Annotated in this window: 14 protein-coding genes; 6 read left to right on the forward strand and 8 right to left on the reverse strand. The window is 66.7% G+C overall.

What is annotated here, in order from left to right:
• Window positions 1–91 precede the first annotated feature (91 nt).
• From ACZ5BM_RS01625 to mazG, 6 genes are all read left to right on the forward strand, one after another.
• Entirely contained in the window at window positions 92–1162 is a 1071-nt protein-coding gene (locus ACZ5BM_RS01625) for an MDR/zinc-dependent alcohol dehydrogenase-like family protein (RefSeq protein ID WP_498909604.1), read from the forward strand.
• Between the two features lie 38 nt (window positions 1163–1200).
• The gene (locus ACZ5BM_RS01630; RefSeq protein ID WP_498911438.1) at window positions 1201–2166 is read left to right on the forward strand and encodes a thiamine pyrophosphate-dependent dehydrogenase E1 component subunit alpha; all 966 of its coding nucleotides are present in this window, start codon (window positions 1201–1203) and stop codon (window positions 2164–2166) included.
• Window positions 2167–2179: 13 nt separating this feature from the next.
• A complete protein-coding gene (locus ACZ5BM_RS01635) occupies window positions 2180–3208 on the forward strand; it encodes an alpha-ketoacid dehydrogenase subunit beta (protein WP_498909605.1) in 1029 nt (342 codons plus the stop codon).
• Window positions 3205–4335 (forward strand): acetoin dehydrogenase dihydrolipoyllysine-residue acetyltransferase subunit, encoded by a 1131-nt coding sequence (locus tag ACZ5BM_RS01640; RefSeq protein ID WP_498909606.1) that lies wholly within the window; start codon window positions 3205–3207, stop codon window positions 4333–4335. Before ACZ5BM_RS01635 ends, ACZ5BM_RS01640 begins: the two co-directional genes overlap by 4 nt.
• 4 nt (window positions 4336–4339) lie before the next feature.
• Window positions 4340–5122 (forward strand): acetoin reductase, encoded by a 783-nt coding sequence (locus ACZ5BM_RS01645; protein ID WP_498909607.1) that lies wholly within the window; start codon window positions 4340–4342, stop codon window positions 5120–5122.
• Window positions 5123–5184: 62 nt separating this feature from the next.
• Complete coding sequence (gene mazG / locus ACZ5BM_RS01650) at window positions 5185–6033, forward strand: nucleoside triphosphate pyrophosphohydrolase (protein ID WP_498909608.1); 849 nt, start codon at window positions 5185–5187, stop codon at window positions 6031–6033.
• Window positions 6034–6058: 25 nt separating this feature from the next.
• On the opposite strand, the gene ACZ5BM_RS01655 is transcribed toward mazG, so the two are convergent.
• From ACZ5BM_RS01655 to ntrC, 8 genes are all read right to left on the reverse strand, one after another.
• Window positions 6059–7543: a carbohydrate porin gene (locus ACZ5BM_RS01655; protein ID WP_498909609.1), complete on the reverse strand. Its 1485-nt coding sequence runs from the start codon at window positions 7541–7543 to the stop codon at window positions 6059–6061.
• 92 nt (window positions 7544–7635) lie between these two features.
• On the reverse strand, window positions 7636–8397 hold the full coding sequence (locus ACZ5BM_RS01660) for an isocitrate lyase/PEP mutase family protein (RefSeq protein WP_498909610.1): 762 nt from the start codon (window positions 8395–8397) through the stop codon (window positions 7636–7638).
• Window positions 8394–9467: a bifunctional transcriptional activator/DNA repair enzyme AdaA gene (locus ACZ5BM_RS01665; RefSeq protein ID WP_498909611.1), complete on the reverse strand. Its 1074-nt coding sequence runs from the start codon at window positions 9465–9467 to the stop codon at window positions 8394–8396. Before ACZ5BM_RS01665 ends, ACZ5BM_RS01660 begins: the two co-directional genes overlap by 4 nt.
• A gap of 75 nt (window positions 9468–9542) precedes the next feature.
• A complete protein-coding gene (hflX, locus tag ACZ5BM_RS01670; RefSeq protein ID WP_498909612.1) occupies window positions 9543–10859 on the reverse strand; it encodes a GTPase HflX in 1317 nt (438 codons plus the stop codon).
• Between the two features lies 1 nt (window position 10860).
• The gene (gene hfq / locus ACZ5BM_RS01675; protein WP_498909613.1) at window positions 10861–11148 is read right to left on the reverse strand and encodes an RNA chaperone Hfq; all 288 of its coding nucleotides are present in this window, start codon (window positions 11146–11148) and stop codon (window positions 10861–10863) included.
• 110 nt (window positions 11149–11258) lie between these two features.
• Window positions 11259–12650: a sigma-54-dependent transcriptional regulator gene (gene ntrX, locus ACZ5BM_RS01680; RefSeq protein WP_498909614.1), complete on the reverse strand. Its 1392-nt coding sequence runs from the start codon at window positions 12648–12650 to the stop codon at window positions 11259–11261.
• Window positions 12640–14925, reverse strand: coding sequence for a sensor histidine kinase NtrY-like (locus tag ACZ5BM_RS01685; protein ID WP_498911440.1), 2286 nt, complete (start codon window positions 14923–14925; stop codon window positions 12640–12642). Before ACZ5BM_RS01685 ends, ntrX begins: the two co-directional genes overlap by 11 nt.
• Before the next feature lie 4 nt (window positions 14926–14929).
• Window positions 14930–16378, reverse strand: a complete 1449-nt coding sequence (ntrC, locus tag ACZ5BM_RS01690) for a nitrogen regulation protein NR(I) (RefSeq protein ID WP_498909615.1) — start codon at window positions 16376–16378, stop codon at window positions 14930–14932.
• Between the last annotated feature and the right edge of the window lie 59 nt (window positions 16379–16437).

Raw genomic sequence — 16437 nt, forward strand, 5'->3', positions numbered from 1 at the left:
CGCACCGTCGCGGCCTTCCCTCGGTTCCGCAGGGTGCGACGAAGATCACCCGTCAAAGAAAACCGGAAACGATCAGGTCCCGAAGGTCACCATGAAAGCACTCCGATTGCACGCGCGTGCCGATCTGCGCGTCGACGACGTTCCCGAGCCAGGCGCGCTTAAACCGAACGAAATCCGCCTGGCAAACAGCTTCTGCGGAATCTGCGGCACCGATCTGCATGAATACAAAGCCGGTCCGATTCTGGTTCCGGCAGAAAGCCATCCTCTGACCGGCGCCAAGATGCCGCAGATCATGGGCCACGAATTCGCAGGCCGCGTGATCGAGATTGGATCGGCCGTGAAGCGGCTGAAGATCGGCGACCGCGTGTCCGTGATGCCGCTCCTGGCGCCGCCGGGCGATCCGTTCGTGCGTCGCGGAGAGGTCCAGAACTCGCCCGATCTCGCCATCATCGGCCTGATGACGCCCTGGGGCGGGATGGCCGAACAGGCCGTGGTGCCGGAAGAAAACGCCTACGCCCTGCCCGACTCCGTCTCCGACGAACAGGGTGCGGCGATCGAGCCCGCTGCCGTCGTGGTGCATGCGGTTGATCGCGGTGGCGTCCGGGCCGGTCATTCCGTGCTGATCAACGGCGCCGGACCGATCGGCGTGCTGGCCGCCATGGCCGCGAAGGCCGCCGGCGCCACACGCGTGATCGTGCTGGAGCCCAACCTGAAGCGCTGCGAATCCGCTCTGGCGCTGGGCATGATCGACGTCGCCTGCCCGCCCGACAGCGAGGACGCGCGCCGGGCGATCGCCGAACTGACAGAGGACGGTCTCGGCGTCGACGTCGCCATCGAATGCGTCGGCCACGAGGCCGCGCTGGCCACGAGCCTCAACTTCGTCCGTCGCGGCGGCACCGTGGTGCAGGTCGGGCTGATGACCAGGCCGGTCAACGTCGATGTGGCGCTGCTGGTCTGCAAGGACATCCGACTGCAGGCGAGCTGGTGCTACCCGTCCACGCTCTGGCCGCGCGTGATCGGCATGGTCGCCAGCGGCGCCCTGCCGGTGGAACGCATCGTCTCCAAGCGCATCGACTACGCCGATGCCGTGACCGGCGGTTTCGACGTGCTGCTCAGCCCCGGCTCCGACGCGCTGAAGATCCTGATCCGCACCGCCGTCTAATTCAGCAAGAAAAGGAAACGACCATGGACGGAAACGCCATGCAGCTGAATCGCGAGGCGCTGCTGCGCGCCTATCGCACCATGCGCACCATCCGCGATTTCGAGGAACGGCTCCACGTGGAGTTCGCGACCGGCGAGATTCCCGGCTTCGTGCATCTCTATGCCGGCGAGGAAGCCTCCGCCGTCGGCGTCTGCATGCATCTCGACGCCAATGACAGCATCGCCAGCACCCATCGCGGCCATGGCCACTGCATCGCCAAAGGCGTCGAGGTGGGCGGCATGATGAGCGAGATCTATGGCCGCCGCGCGGGCGTGTGCGGCGGCAAGGGCGGCTCCATGCACATCGCCGATCTCGGCAAGGGCATGCTGGGCGCCAACGGCATCGTCGGCGGCGGCCCGCCGCTGATCTGCGGCGCCGCCCTCACCGCCAAGGTGATGAAGACCGGCGCCGTCGCCGTGGCCTTCATCGGCGACGGCGCCTCCAACCAGGGCACCACGCTGGAAAGCCTGAACCTCGCTTCGGTCTGGAAGCTGCCCGCGATCTTCGTGGTCGAGGACAACGGTTATGCCGAAGCGACCTCCTCCACCTATTCCGTCGCCGGCTCCCAGGCGGCACGCGCGGCGGGGTTCGGCATGCCCTGCATCGAGGTGGACGGGTTCGATCTGTTCGCGGTGCACGAGGCGGCCGGCGAGCTGATCCAGCGCGCCCGCAACGGCGAAGGCCCGGCGATGTTGCATGTGCATCTCGCTCGCTATTACGGGCATTTCGAGGGCGACGCGACCACCTACCGCGCGCCCGGCGAGGTGGAGAAGATCAGAAACGAGAAGGATTGCCTCAAGCTCTTCCGCAAGCGCGTCACCGAGGCCGCGCTGCTCGACGCGGAAGCGCTGGATGCGGTCGATCAGGCCGTGGCTGATCAGATCGAGCTGTCGGTGCGCAACGCGAAAGCCGAAGCGCTGCCGGAAGCCGGCGATCTGCTGACCGACGTCTACGTGTCCTACTGAGGGAGATCGAGCCATGAGCCGCAAGAGCTATCGCCAGGCCATCAACGAAGCGCTGCGCAGCGAGATGCGTCGCGATCCCCGCGTTGTCGTCATCGGCGAGGATGTCGCCGGCGGTGCCGGCGCCCCCGGCGAGCAGGATGCGTGGGGCGGCGTTCTCGGCGTCACCAAGGGGCTGCTCGGCGAATTCGGACGCGAACGCGTTCTCGACACGCCGCTGAGCGAAAGCGCCTATGTCGGCGCCGCCGTCGGCGCTGCGACCACGGGGCTGCGTCCGGTCGCGGAACTGATGTTCGTCGATTTTCTCGGCGTCTGCTTCGACCAGATCTTCAACCAGGCTGCCAAGTTCCGCTACATGTTCGGCGGCAAGGCGCGCACGCCGGTGGTGATCCGCATGATGTATGGCGCCGGTTTCCGCGCCGCCAGCCAGCACAGCCAGGCACTCTATCCGATCTTCACGCATATTCCCGGCCTGAAGGTCGTTCTGCCCTCCTCCGCCTATGAAGCGAAGGGGTTGCTGATCCAGGCGATCCGCGACGACGATCCGGTGATCTTCCTCGAGAACAAGGTTCAGTACGACGATATCGAGGAAGTCCCCGACGAGGCCTATACGATTCCGTTCGGAGAAGCGAACCTCACCCGCGAGGGCGAGGACTGCACCATCGTCGCCTTCGGACGCATGGTGGCGATGGCCAATCAGGCCGCGGACAAGCTCGCCAAGGAAGGCATCTCCTGCACGGTGATCGATCCGCGCACGACCTCGCCGCTCGACAAGGACACCATCCTGGAAAGCGTCGCCGAGACCGGACGTCTGGTGATCGTCGACGAGGCCAGCCCACGCTGCAATCTCGCCACCGATGTGTCCGCGATCGTCGCGCAGGAAGCGTTCGACTCCCTGCGCGCGCCGATCCGCATGGTGTGTCCGCCGCACGTGCCGGTGCCGTTCGCGCCGAACCTCGAGGACCTCTACGTCCCCACGGCGGAGCAGGTCGCGGATGCGGTCAGGCAGGTCGTCGGACATGGCGCCAGCCGGGAGATCGCATGATGGAGCGGATCAGCGCGATCACCATGCCGAAATTTGGCCTGGCGATGACGGAAGGCAAGATCGCTTCCTGGGCCGCGAACGAAGGCGACGAGATCAAGGCCGGCGACGAGATCGCCGATGTCGAGACCACCAAGATCACCAACGCCTATGAAAGCCCGGTCTCAGGCATCCTTCGCCGTCACGTCGCCCCGCTCGGCGAGGATTTGCCGGTCGGCGCGCTGATCGCAGTGGTGGCGCCAGCCGACGTTACCGACGACGAGATCGACGCCTTCGTCGCCGATTTCGCGTCCGACGCGGCAGCAGATACGGAAGAAGACAGCGGCGCGCCCGTCTCGAAGACGGTGAACGTCGATGCGGGCGATCTGGTGTATCTCGACGCGGGACCGCAGGACACCAAGGACGCGATCGTGCTGGTGCATGGTTTCGCGGGCGACGGCAACAACTGGCTGTTCAACCTGTCGGCGCTCACCAGCCATCATCGTGTGATCGCCCTCGATCTGCCCGGTCACGGCGGGTCGACCAAGACAGTCACCGATCCGTCTGTTGCAGGCCTGGCCCGGGTCGTTCTCCAGGCGATCGAACGGATCGGCATCGAGCGCGTGCATCTGGTCGGTCACTCGCTCGGCGGTGCGATCGCATTGCAGGCCACGCTGGATGCGCCCGGCAAGGTGCGTTCGCTGTCGCTGATCGCCCCGGCCGGACTCGGCGAGCAGGTATCGCAGCACTTCATCGACGGTGTGCTCGCCGCCTCGAAGCGCAAGGACATGCAGTCGGTGCTGGCGCTGCTGTTCGCGGACAAGTCGTTGGTAAGCCGCGACATGGTCGAGAACATGTTGCGCTTCAAACGTCTGGACGGCGCGCAGGAAGCGCTCTCCGGCATCGCGCAGACTAACCTGCCGCAGGGGCGTCAGGCGGTTCGCCTGAACGATCGCCTCTCCGAACTGGGCAATATCCCCGTGCAGGTGATCTGGGGCGAGTCAGACGAGATCCTGCCCGTCTCCGACATCGAGGCATTGCCAGGCGGATTCGAAACCCACCGTCTGGCGGCAGGCCACATGCCGCAGATGGAGAAGGCAGGCGAGGTCAACCGTCTGCTCGCCGACTTCATCGCGAAATCGGAGGGCTGAGACGATGGCCGATCTGACCGGAAAGGTTGCCCTCGTCACCGGTGCCGCGCGCGGCATCGGACGCGGCATCGCCAACACCTTGGCACGGCTCGGCGCGGATATCGCTGTGGTGGACCTGCAAGCATCGCAACTCGACGCCGTGTCGCGCGACATCGAGGCTCTCGGCCGCCGCGTGTTCGCCCAGGCGGCCGACGTCAGCAAGCGCGACGACGTCTACCGTGCGATCGACGCGGCCGAGCAGGCACTCGGCGGTTTCGACGTGATGATCAACAATGCCGGCATTGCGCAGGTGAAGCCGATCTCCGACGTCACGCCGGAGGACATGGACCGCATCTTCAGGGTCAATGTCGACGGCGTCCTGTGGGGCATCCAGGCGGCGGCTGCGAAGTTCATCGCCAGGGGCCAGAAGGGCAAGATCATCAATGCCGCGTCGATCGCAGCCCATGAGGGCTATGCGATGCTGGGGGCGTACTGCGCGACCAAATTCGCGGTGCGCGGCCTGACACAGTCCGCCGCGAAGGAATACGCCTCGCGCGGCATCACGGTGAACAGCTACTGCCCAGGCGTGGTCGGCACCGATATGTGGGTCGAGATCGACGCGCGCTTCGCCGAACTGACCGGCGCCGCCGTGGGAGAAACCTACGACAAGTTCGTCGGCGGCATCGCGCTGGGCCGGGCGCAGACGCCGGACGACGTGGCCAATCTGGTCGGCTTCCTGGCCGGCCCCGGCGCCGACTATATCACCGGGCAGTCCATCCTGACCGATGGCGGTCTGGTCTATCGCTAGGCCCGAAAAATCCGGGCGCGTCGCGCTTGCGTCGCGCCCGGTAGCACGGGCACGTTCGGTCCATGACCGACGCCACGACCGACCTGCCCGCACCGGACCGCCATCCCGACGCCGGTCTCGAACTGACGCGCCTGCTTGCGGTGATGCAGGCGCTACGCGACCCGGCGACCGGGTGCCCATGGGATCAGGTGCAGGATTTCGACAGTATCGTTCCCTACACGATCGAGGAGGCCTACGAGGCCGCCGACGCGATCGCCCGGCGCGACTGGACGCAGATCCCGGACGAGCTGGGCGATCTGCTGTTCCAGATCGTCTACTACGCCGACATGGCCGCCGATCAGGGACGGTTCGACTTCGCGACGATCGCGCGCGCCATTGCCGACAAGATGATCCGCCGCCATCCGCACGTCTTCGCCGGCGCCTCCGCGGAGGACATCCGCAGACGCTGGGAAGACGGCAAGGCGGGTGAGCGCAACCGCCGTCGGGAAACCGGCGCACTGGCTGGAATTCCGGTGAACCTCCCTGCCCTGACCCGCGCCGCCAAGCTGTGTTCCCGCGCCGCGCGCGTCGGGTTTGACTGGCAGGATCCGGCTCTGGTGATCGACAAGATCGGCGAGGAGCTGGCCGAACTCCGCGCCGAACTCGCCGTCGCCGACCGGTCCCGTCTCCGCGACGAACTCGGCGACGTGCTGTTCACGATCGCCAATCTGGCCCGCGCGCTGGAGCTCGATCCCGAGGACTGCCTGCGTCACGGCAATGCGAAATTCCAGCGCAGGTTCGAGGCGATGGAACGTGCGATCGAAGCGAGCGGGCGCGGGCTGGCGGAAACGAGTGCGGAGGAAAAGGAAGCTGCGTGGCAGGCGGTGAAACGGGGCGAGGCCACCGCGCATTCAGGCGCGATGCCGGCGTGACGGCCAGACACACCCACCGCTCGGTTCAGAAATTGATGTTGCTCCGAAACCCCAGGATCGCCGCATCCGGCGTCCGCGTCGTCGCACCCGGGCGGATCATGTACTGGAAGTCCGGCATGAACGTCACCCCGCGATACACCGCGATCGCGTAGTTCGCCTCGACCAACTGCTCCGTGTTCTGCGGACCGTAGGCGGTGAACCCGTCGATGGTCAGCGGAAACGACGCGCCGGCGACCTCCGCCGCTTCCTGAGCCCGCGTGAACGCGCTGCTCATCTGCAGAACATGCCAGGCGACGCTGACGGTATCCGCCTTGCGATGCCACGCGGCGCCCGTCGTCGTCAGTCCCGCGAAAATCTGCATCTTCAACGGGCTCACGTTCGGCGAACCATGCACGTAGCCCCCGAACGCGATCAGCCCGTCGGTCAGACCGGGCCCTTGCCGCATCAGCATCTGATCGGCGGTGACGTACCACATCTCCCGCGGATGGGTGATGCGCTCGCCTTCCGACACCGTGGTGTTGGAGACGTCGGGATAGCGATGCGTGTCGTGATCGAAACCGAACTTGTAGTGCCCGACCAGCTTGTCGTGTCCGAAAGACGGAATCCAGGCCAACTCCACCGGTACCGACACGCCGGATTTGTGCGGATCGGCCCAGGCCCAGCCGGAACTGCCGCCGCCACCGGTGCCGAAATCGTTCTCGACGCTGAACAACCCGACCATCGCGTAGAGTTCGGGCGAGAACCAGTAACGTGCGATGCCGCCGAACGAGGCCTGCGGCCAGTCCGCCTCGCCCGGATAGTTCGGCAACGGATGCGGATTTCCGCAGGTGATCACGTTCATCAAACGGCAGTTCAGCGGCGACGCGGCAAAGAAACTGCCGACGGGCAGCCAGCCGCCGGCGAGGTTCAGATGCCTGTCGAAGAACGCCTTCTCGCCATAGGCCCAGACCAGATGCGCCACGACATTGCCGCGCCCGCCATAGATCTCCTGCGGCGCGGCCAGACCGTCGCCGAGATAATCCGGCGACAGGCTGCGGCCGTTGCCGTTCACCGCCAGGAAGTGGAACGCCGTATCCTTCCAGCCCATGATCTTGTTCAGATCGAAATCGACGCTCAGCGCCACCTGTCCGGAGAAATCGAACCCTTTGCGGCGACCGCCGGTGACGTTGCCGGCATTCTCCGTCAGCCAGTCCAGATTCACGATCACGCCGTGATCCTTGAGCCGCTTATGCAGGCCGCCCCAGTCGCCGAACAGATGGTCGTCCGAAAACGGCGACGCGAAGAGCGGGCCGGCCAGGGGTGCGGAAACCTGCAAGGACTGCGCCTGGCCGAACCCGCTCGTGGGCGATGGACCCGTGCCGTCCGGGTTGGCGCTCGCGGGCGCCGTCGGCGCGGCGATCGCGGCGGTCCCAAGCAGGAAAACGAAAACACCGGCCGTCACGCAACGCTGAAGCGGCCAACAAACCGAAATCGTTCCGCCGTACAGGGCTGCAATCTTGTCGGACATCATCACGATCTTCCTCGTTCGCTTGAATAACGAAAGGGCACAGATCGTCGCTACGCACCCGGTCCGCGTCATCTGTAGACGACGCGGTCGTCTCGTTACAAGGCGCGCGCTCCCGCTTCCAGTGCGGTGACCATACCGAGATAGGGTGCCGGTCCCAGACTGATCCGCGCGACACCGGCCGCCGCCAGCAACTGTACGGGATCGGTCTGCGCCGAAATCATCACGTTCACCGTCAGAGTGGCGGCATCGCACAACCGCGCCACCGACGCGATCTCCGTCAAACCCGGCACGAAGACCCCATCCGCGCCGGCCGCCGCATAAGCCCGTTCACGGATGAGCGCTTCCGCGATCAGATCGGCCTGCGACGCGCCCGGAGCGGCTTTCAGGAACACATCAGTCCGCGCGTTGATGAAAGCCGGAACACCCAGGCGCTCCGCGGCTTCCCGCGCGGCACGAATGCGTGCCGCCTGCACCTCGATGTCGAAAAGACCGGAACCCTTCACGATCTGATCCTCGATGTTGAAGCCGACAACTCCCAACTCCAGCAGCCTGCGGACATTCTGCGCGATGCCTTCTGGATCGACGGCATAACCACCCTCGAAATCGACGCTGACAGGGAGATCGACCGTTTCCACGATGCGAGCGACCACACCGAGCATGGCCTCGAACGGAATCTGCTCGCTGTCGCCATAGCCCTGCGCGGCCGCGACGGACCAACTGCTGGTCGCGATCGCTTTCGCACCGGCATTCTCGACGGCCTTGGCGCTGCCGGCATCCCAGATGTTGCAGAGCAGGACGGGATCATGCGGCGTGTGCATCTCCCGGAAGCGCCTGGCCTTCCCAGCTCGATCGATCACGTGGCACGGTCCTTTCTTGTTGTCATGAGCTGTCGTTCGATCTCGATCAAACGCTGCTTTCGCCACAAACCGCCGCCATATCCGGTCAGGGAACCGTCAGCTCCGATGACACGATGGCACGGGATCATCACGGCGATCTGGTTGGCGCCATTGGCGCGCGCAACGGCACGCGTCGCCGTCGGATGGCCGATCTCCCAGGCGATTTCCGAGTAGCTCCGGGTTTCACCGGCCGGTATCCGCCGCAGCGCATCCCAGACGCGCCGGGTGAACGCGCTTCCGGACATCGCAAGCGGGGTCTCGAACCGGTCGGAGCGGGCAGCGAAGTAATCGGCCAGTTCCGCAGCCGCCTGCACCGACGGCGGTGCGTCGCCGATGCCGATCCCCTGCTTCATGGCGCGCTGCAACCTGTTCAACTCGGCCGGCAGCGCCTTCCGATCGACGAATTCCAGAAGATGCAGATGCGATCGGCTACTGACAGCAATCATGTCCCCGAGCGGCGTCGGAATCCATGTCGCGCGCAGCAGCGCATCCGGCCGCAATTCGGACGGCGACTGCCCGAGCAGGCGCGCGAAAGCCTCGCGGAATGCGCTCGGGGAATCGAAACCGGCCTCATGCTGCGCCGTGACGACCTTTCCGCCCACGGCGAGCACCTGGAACCCTTCGCGAAGCCGCCTCTGCCGCGCCATCTCCAGGAACGTCATCCCGAAATGCCGTTTGAAACTGCGGCGCACCGTCGAAGGATCGTGCCCGAGCCGGACGACATGCTCCTCGGACCAGCGCAGATCCGGTCGGGCGTCCAGGGCGCGCAGCAGGGCGCCGATGGCAGGATCGGCCAGCGCCGCCGCCTGCAACGGATGGCAGCGTCTGCACGGCCGGAACCCGGCTTCGATGCAGGCGCCCGCCGTCGGACGGAAGCTGCAGTTCTCCCGCTTCGGCTTCCGGGCCGGACAGGTCAGGCGACAGAAGACGCCGGTCGTGGAAACGCAGACGAACACCCGTCCGTCGAACGTTTCATTGCGGGCCAGCAGCGCATCGTATAGCACGTCGTCATTGGGAAGATCGAACAGCATCCCGCGTTCATAGACGCGACGGACGCCCTCTGCCGCCGGTTTTCAGGCGCGAATTTTTCGTCCGGCCACCTGTCCTCAGCCTCTGCGCTCGAACCGTGCCTTGTCCGCCGGCAGCAGCCGTACATCCAGCGCGACCGTTTCCTCGCCATCCGTGCGCTCCGTCACCTCGCCATGCTCGTAGAGCCAGGCGATGGCGGCACCATCGGTGATCGGCAGTTCGTAATGCGCCCGCTCCATCGCACCGACCAGATGCGCGTCGATCGCGGCGCGAAGCTGGTCCAGCCCGTCGCCGGTGATGGCGGAGATCACGACCGTGCCGTCGCGCGCGGGAACGTTCTCCGCCCCGCCCATCAGATCAGCCTTGTTCAGAACCTCGATCACCCTGCCCTGCCAGGCCGGATCGAGCGTCTCGTCCTGCACCATGCCGTTCAGCACCGAGATCACGTCGGCGCGCTGGGCGTTGCTGTCCGGATGCGCGGCATCGCGCACGTGCAGAATGATGTCCGCGCCGGCCACCTCTTCCAGCGTGGCGCGAAAGGCGGCCACCAGTTCGGTCGGCAGCTCCGAGATGAACCCCACGGTGTCGCTCAAGATCACCTTGCGGCCGGAGGGCAGCACCAGACCGCGCATGGTCGGATCGAGCGTCGCGAACAACTGGTCCTGCGCGTGCACGGCCGCACCGGTCAGCGCGTTGAACAGCGTCGACTTGCCGGCATTGGTGTAGCCCACCAGCGCCACCACCGGGAACGGGACACGCTTGCGCGCATCGCGATGCAGTCCGCGCGTGCGCCGAACCTGTTCCAGCTCCTTCTTGAGCCGGACGATGCGATCGCCGATCAGGCGGCGATCGGCCTCGATCTGGGTCTCGCCCGGCCCGCCTAGAAAGCCGAAACCGCCGCGCTGACGCTCCAGATGGGTCCAGGACCGCACGAGGCGGGAGCGCTGATACTCCAGATGCGCCAGCTCGACCTGGAGCGAGCCTTCCCGCGTCACCGCGCGCTCGCCGAAGATGTCCAGGATCAGACCCGTCCGGTCGATCACCTTGCAGCCGAGTTCCCGCTCGAGATTGCGCTGCTGCACCGGACTCAATCGGGCATCCACCACCACCAGACCGACCTCGTCGGCCTTCACCGTCTCCGCCAGCGCCTCGACCTGGCCGCTGCCGAGCAGCGTGGCCGGACGACGCATCCGCAGCGGCAAGACCGCCTTGCGCACGATCACGACGCCGATGGACGCGGCCAGCCCGACCGCTTCGTCCAGACGCGCTTCCGCGGCACGGATCTCGCCCACTCTCGGCTCGCCGCCCTCGGGATCGGACACGCGCTCGTGCCGCTCCCAGGGCAGGATGACGGCGACCCGTGCCGGCGGCGCGGCGACGTCCGAGCCTGTCACCTCAGAGAGTGCCCTTGGCGGCATCGGCGTCCGATGTCTCGGCCGCTCCCTCGGCCTTGCCCTGCTCGAACAGGGCGATCGGCGCGGACGGCATCACGGTGCTGATTGCGTGCTTGTAGACGAGCTGCGTATGCCCGTCGCGTCGCAGCAGAACGGAGAAATTGTCGAACCAGGTGATGATGCCCTGAAGCTTCACGCCATTGACCAGGAAGACCGTCACCGGCGTCTTGGAGCGGCGAACGTGATTGAGGAACACGTCCTGCACGTTCTGGGAATTGTCCTTTGCCACGGCGATGCAGCCCTTCGCTCTTCTTGTTCGGACAACCCCCGGGCGGGGATGCCGTTCCCGACGCCATAACAGTTTTGACGCGACGCAGCAAAAATCGTCGCGGCGGCGTATCAGAGCGGGGTGCGGTCTTCCCCGTTCACGCCGAGTTGCTTCAGCTTCCGGTGCAGCGCGCTGCGCTCCATGCCGACGAAACCAGCGGTGCGGCTGATATTGCCGCCGAAGCGCAAAAGCTGAGCCTGAAGATACTGGGTTTCGAACAGATCGCGCGCCTCGCGCAGCGGCAGGCCCATCACGTCCGCGGCGTTGTCGAACTTCAACAGCGCCGGCGCGCCCTGCCCCACCGTCGGCGGCAACATATCGACGCGGATCACGTCCGTGCCGCCAGGCGCCATGATCAGCAGCCAGTCCATCAGATTGCGCAGCTCGCGCGAATTGCCGGGCCACTCGTAGCTCTGCAACGCCGCGAGCGCATCCGCGCTCAGCTCGCGCTTCGGCAGACCGGCGCTTTCCGCCGAACGCGCCATGAACAAGCGCGCCAGGTCGGGAATGTCCTCCCGGCGCTCGCGCAGGCTCGGCACGCGCAACGGCACCACGGCGAGGCGGTAGTACAGATCCTCCCGGAAACGCCCCGCGGCGATCTCCGCCTGAAGGTCGCGATTGGTGATGGCCAGAACGCGCACATCCACCTTCACCCGCGTCGAGCCGCCAAGGCGCTCGAAGGTCTGGTCCTGCAACGCGCGCACGATCTTGCCCTGCGTTTCCGCGGGCATGTCAGCCACCTCGTCCAGCAGCAGCGTGCCGCCATGGGCGCGCTCCAGCAGGCCGGTGCGGCGCGGCTGCACACCGTCGGGCGAACCCTCGATGCCGAACAGCTCCTCTTCAAACCGGTTCGGCGCCAGGGTCGCGCAGTTCAGCGCCACGAACGGACCGTCGGCGCGACGCGAGCGGGCATGGATCATGCGCGCCGCGACCTCCTTGCCCGACCCGGCAGCGCCGGAGATCAGCACGCGCGAGCCGGTGGAGGCGACGCGCTCGATCTGCGCCCGAACCGCGACGATGGCGGCGCTCTCGCCGTGCAAGGTGGTTTCCGGCCCGGCGCGCAGGCGCAGCTCGGCGTTTTCGCGGGCCAGACGCGCCGCATCGAGCGCACGGCGCACCACCGCCAGAAGGCGGTCGGACTGGAACGGCTTCTCGATGAAATCGTATGCGCCCTGCTGCAGGGCGGCGACAGCGGTCTCGATGGTGCCGTGGCCGGAGATCATCACCACCGGCACCACGGGCTCCTCGCCCTGGATCGCCTTCAGGATGCCCAGACCATCCAGCTTCGAGCCCTGCAGCCAGATGTCGAGAATCACCAGCGACGGACGACGCGCGCGGAACGCGGCGATCGCCTGATCGGAATCGGCGGCGAGACGAGTCTCGTAGCCTTCGTCGCGCAGAATGCCTTCGAGGAGGAGCCGGATATCCGGCTCGTCGTCGACAATCAGAATCTCATGCGCCATCGGAGGATTTCACCGGCAAAAGCAATGTCGCGATCGCTCCCGTTCCCGCGTCCCGGTCATCGAGCATGACCGAGCCGCCATGGTCCTCCATGATCTTCTTCACGATGGCAAGCCCCAGCCCGGTCCCCTTGGGCTTATGGGTGACATAAGGCTCCATCAATTTTTGGCGGTCTTCCGCCGGAAGCCCCGCACCGTCGTCGGCGACCACCACACGCCAGTAACGCTCTGTTTCCTCGATCCGCAGCCAGATCGTGCCGATCTGGACCGGCTCGGCAAGGACGCCGTCCTGCAAGGCGGCAACAGGAGCCTCCGCATCCGGCCGGGCCCGCATGGCGATCCCGTCGGCGGCGTTCTGCAACAGATTGGTGAGTGCCTGTCCGATCAGCCGGCGATCGCAGGCGACGATCGGACCGCGATCGGGAATCGATGTCGTGTAGAGGATTTCCGGGTGGGCGCTTTTCTGCAGGATCAGCGCCTCGCGCACGATGCGCGACAGATCCTCCGGCCGGATCATCGGCTGCGGCATGCGCGCGAAAGCGGAGAATTCGTCCACCATGCGGCCGATATCGCCCACATGCCGGACGATGGTGTCGGCGCATTGCGAGAACGTGTCCGGGTCGGTGGTGATCTCGCGCAGGAAGCGACGCTTCAGCCGTTCCGCCGAGAGCTGGATCGGCGTCAGCGGGTTCTTGATCTCGTGCGCGATGCGACGCGCCACATCCGCCCAGGCCGCCTTGCGCTGCGCCGATTGCAGCTCGGTGATGTCGTCGAACGTGACCACGTAGCCTTCGGTGACGGCGCCGCGCATTTCCGGCCCGATCCGCACCAGAAGCGTGCGTTTGGCGTTGCTGGCGCCGTGCTGCACCTCGGCGGTGCGCGCCCGTTCCGGCTCGCCGCCGGCCTGCTGCAGCAACGCGCCGAACTCCGGCACCACGTCCACAAGCTTCTCGCCCACCGCCTGCACCAGATCGGTGTCCAGAAGCGTGCTGGCGGCCCGGTTCGGCAGCTCGATCCGCTGCTGCGCGTCCAGGCCGATCACACCGGCCGACACGCCCGACAGCACCGCCTCGGTGAAGCGCCGACGCTCGTCGATCTGGCCATAGGCCGACATCAACTCGCGTCGCTGGGCGAAGAGCTGCCCGGTCATGCGGTTGAAGGCGCGCGACAGCCCGGCCACCTCGTCGTCGCGCTCGGCTTCCGGCACGCGCACCGCCAGATCGCCCTCGCGCACACGCTCCGCCGCCAGGATCAGCAGCCCGACCGGACGGGCGATCTGGTTGGCCAGCACCAGCCCGATCAGAGCCGCCGCCGCCAGCACCAGCAGCGCCACCAGAACGAAAATCAGCACGAAGGTGAGCTGCAAGGCCGAGCGGTTCCGGTCCTGGCGCTCGTAATCCATCACCACACTCTGGGTGTGGCGCGCACGCTCCAGGATCACCGGATCGACGTTGCGCGAGATCACCAGCATCAGCCCGCCGCTGTTGGGGATGTCGCTCACCGCCCGCACGGTCTGCCCGTCGCCGCTGTCCAGCACCGCCGGCTGGCCCGGACGCACCAGCAGCAGCTCCGACTGGGTCGGTATCGAGACGCCGATCCCGGTCAGCCCCAGCCCCAGAAGCTGGCTGCCGGAGCCGATCACCGCCCCGGTGCGCGGATCGAACACGGCGGCATCGTTGATGCCGTGCGTATCCACCAGCTCCTGCAAGGCCGACGATAACGCGCTGCGATCCGGGCTCAGCAGCACCAGCGAGTCCTGGAGCGCGTTGGACAGCGCCGCGGCCTCGTTGCGCAGCCCGTCCTTGCGTTCCTCGAGATAGGCCTGGCTGCCCTGGACGGCCTCCTCCAGCGCGGTGCGGATGCGGTCGCTGAACCAGACCTGGATGCCGAAATGGAAGAACACGGCGGCGAACGCGCCGACCACGATGGTCGGCGTCACCGCCACCACGCCGAACAGCATCACCAGACGCACATGCAGGCGCGACCCCGCCGTGCCGGAACGCCGCTCGTGCACCACGCGCGCCAGACGGCCGATCAGGATGATCGCCAGCAACAGCAGCGCCACGGAGTTGCCGACGAACAGCAGCAGCTCCACATGCGGCCGCTGCGCCAGGGACATGCCGCGCGACAGGATCGCGAAAGTGGCGATACCCAGCGCCAGCGCCACGGCGGCGACGATCAGCGTGGCCGCCTTGCCGAGCAGGATCTCGGACAGGCGCGAGCGGCGATAGGCGGCTTCCGGCCCCGTCACCAGCGACTCGTCCGCCTCCGGCGCCATGCGCTCAGCCGACCCCACGCACGACCGGGATCTCCAGGTCGCGGATCTTCTTGCGCAAGGTGTTGCGGTTCAAACCCAGCATCGCCGCCGCCTTGATCTGATTGCCCTTGGTGGACGCCAGGGTCATCTGGATCAGCGGGCGCTCCACCTCGGCGATCACCCGGTCGTAGATGTCGCGCATCGGCATGCCGTCCCGGCTCGCGGCCAGGAACTGGCGGATATGCCGCTCCACGGCGCTCGCCAGCCCTTCGCCCTCGCCCGCCGCCACCCGCACGTCGTCATGCAGCGCGTTCTCCGACAGCTCGGTATTGATCACCTCGCCGTTGATCACCTCCTGCGGATACAGCGCCGAAAGGCGATGCATCAGGTTCTCCAGCTCGCGCACATTGCCGGCCCAGCGATGCGATTGCAGACGCTGGATGGCGTCGTCGGTCAGGATCTTGCCGGCCAGACCGTTGAGCTGGCTTTTCTCCAGGAAATGCCGCGCGAGGATGGGGATGTCCTCGGCCCTGTCGCGCAGGGGCGGCAAACGGATCGGCACCACGTTCAGGCGATAAAACAGATCCTCCCGGAACGTCCCGGCGCGGATCAGCTGACGCAGATCGCGATGCGTTGCAGCCACGATGCGCACATTGGCCTTGATCGGCTGGCGCCCGCCTACCGTGGTGAACTCGCCCTCCTGCAACACCCGCAGCAGACGCGTCTGCGCCTCCGGCGGCATGTCGCCGATCTCGTCCAGAAACAGGGTGCCGCCCGCCGCCTGCTCGAACCGGCCCTGGTTGCGGTTGGTGGCGCCGGTGAAGGCGCCGCGCTCATGGCCGAACAGCTCGCTCTCGATCAGGTCGCGCGGGATCGCCGCCATGTTCACCGCCACGAACGGACCGCCGCGACGGCGCCCGTAATCGTGCAGGGCGCGGGCCACCAGCTCCTTGCCGGTGCCGCTTTCGCCGCTCACCATCACGGTCAGGTCCGCCGTGGTGAGCCGGGCGATCACGCGATAGATGTCCTGCATCGCCATCGAGCGGCCGATCAGCGGCATGCGCTCGTCCATGTCCGCACGCGGCGTCGCCTCGCCCGACTGCACCGCCGGCGCCGCCAAAGCGCGGCCGACCACGGACAGAAGCTCCTTCAGGTCGAACGGCTTGGGCAGATACTCGAAAGCACCGCGCTGCGCCGCCTTCACCGCCGTCATCAGCGTCGATTGCGCGCTCATCACCACGATCCGCAGCTCCGGGCGCAGACGCTTGATCCGCGGGATCAGATCGAGCCCGTTCTCGTCCGGCATCACCACGTCGGTGATCACCAGATCGCCCTCGCCCTCCTCGATCCAGCGCCACAGGGTCGCGGCATTGCCGGTGGTACGGACCTGGTAGCCGGACCGGCCGAGCGCCTGGGTCAGCACGGTCCTGATGGAGCGGTCGTCGTCGGCGACCAGAACGGTGGGCAGCGTCATGTCGCTCGCGAAGGCTCCGGAGAAATCGGGAAGAAGACTAACTCGGTCCGTGGGAGAAG

Source organism: Lichenicola sp. GTC18331 (genome assembly GCF_055386855.1).

What these genes read in the sequence shown, in the direction of transcription:
- ACZ5BM_RS01625 (WP_498909604.1), top strand. Translation starts at nt 92, where the DNA reads ATGAAAGCACTCCGATTGCACGCGCGTGCCGATCTGCGCGTCGACGAC.
- ACZ5BM_RS01630 (WP_498911438.1), top strand. Translation starts at nt 1,201, where the DNA reads ATGCAGCTGAATCGCGAGGCGCTGCTGCGCGCCTATCGCACCATGCGC.
- ACZ5BM_RS01635 (WP_498909605.1), top strand. Translation starts at nt 2,180, where the DNA reads ATGAGCCGCAAGAGCTATCGCCAGGCCATCAACGAAGCGCTGCGCAGC.
- ACZ5BM_RS01640 (WP_498909606.1), top strand. Translation starts at nt 3,205, where the DNA reads ATGATGGAGCGGATCAGCGCGATCACCATGCCGAAATTTGGCCTGGCG.
- ACZ5BM_RS01645 (WP_498909607.1), top strand. Translation starts at nt 4,340, where the DNA reads ATGGCCGATCTGACCGGAAAGGTTGCCCTCGTCACCGGTGCCGCGCGC.
- mazG (WP_498909608.1), top strand. Translation starts at nt 5,185, where the DNA reads ATGACCGACGCCACGACCGACCTGCCCGCACCGGACCGCCATCCCGAC.
- ACZ5BM_RS01655 (WP_498909609.1), bottom strand. Translation starts at nt 7,543, where the DNA reads ATGATGTCCGACAAGATTGCAGCCCTGTACGGCGGAACGATTTCGGTT.
- ACZ5BM_RS01665 (WP_498909611.1), bottom strand. Translation starts at nt 9,467, where the DNA reads ATGCTGTTCGATCTTCCCAATGACGACGTGCTATACGATGCGCTGCTG.
- ntrX (WP_498909614.1), bottom strand. Translation starts at nt 12,650, where the DNA reads ATGGCGCATGAGATTCTGATTGTCGACGACGAGCCGGATATCCGGCTC.
- ACZ5BM_RS01685 (WP_498911440.1), bottom strand. Translation starts at nt 14,925, where the DNA reads ATGGCGCCGGAGGCGGACGAGTCGCTGGTGACGGGGCCGGAAGCCGCC.
- ntrC (WP_498909615.1), bottom strand. Translation starts at nt 16,378, where the DNA reads ATGACGCTGCCCACCGTTCTGGTCGCCGACGACGACCGCTCCATCAGG.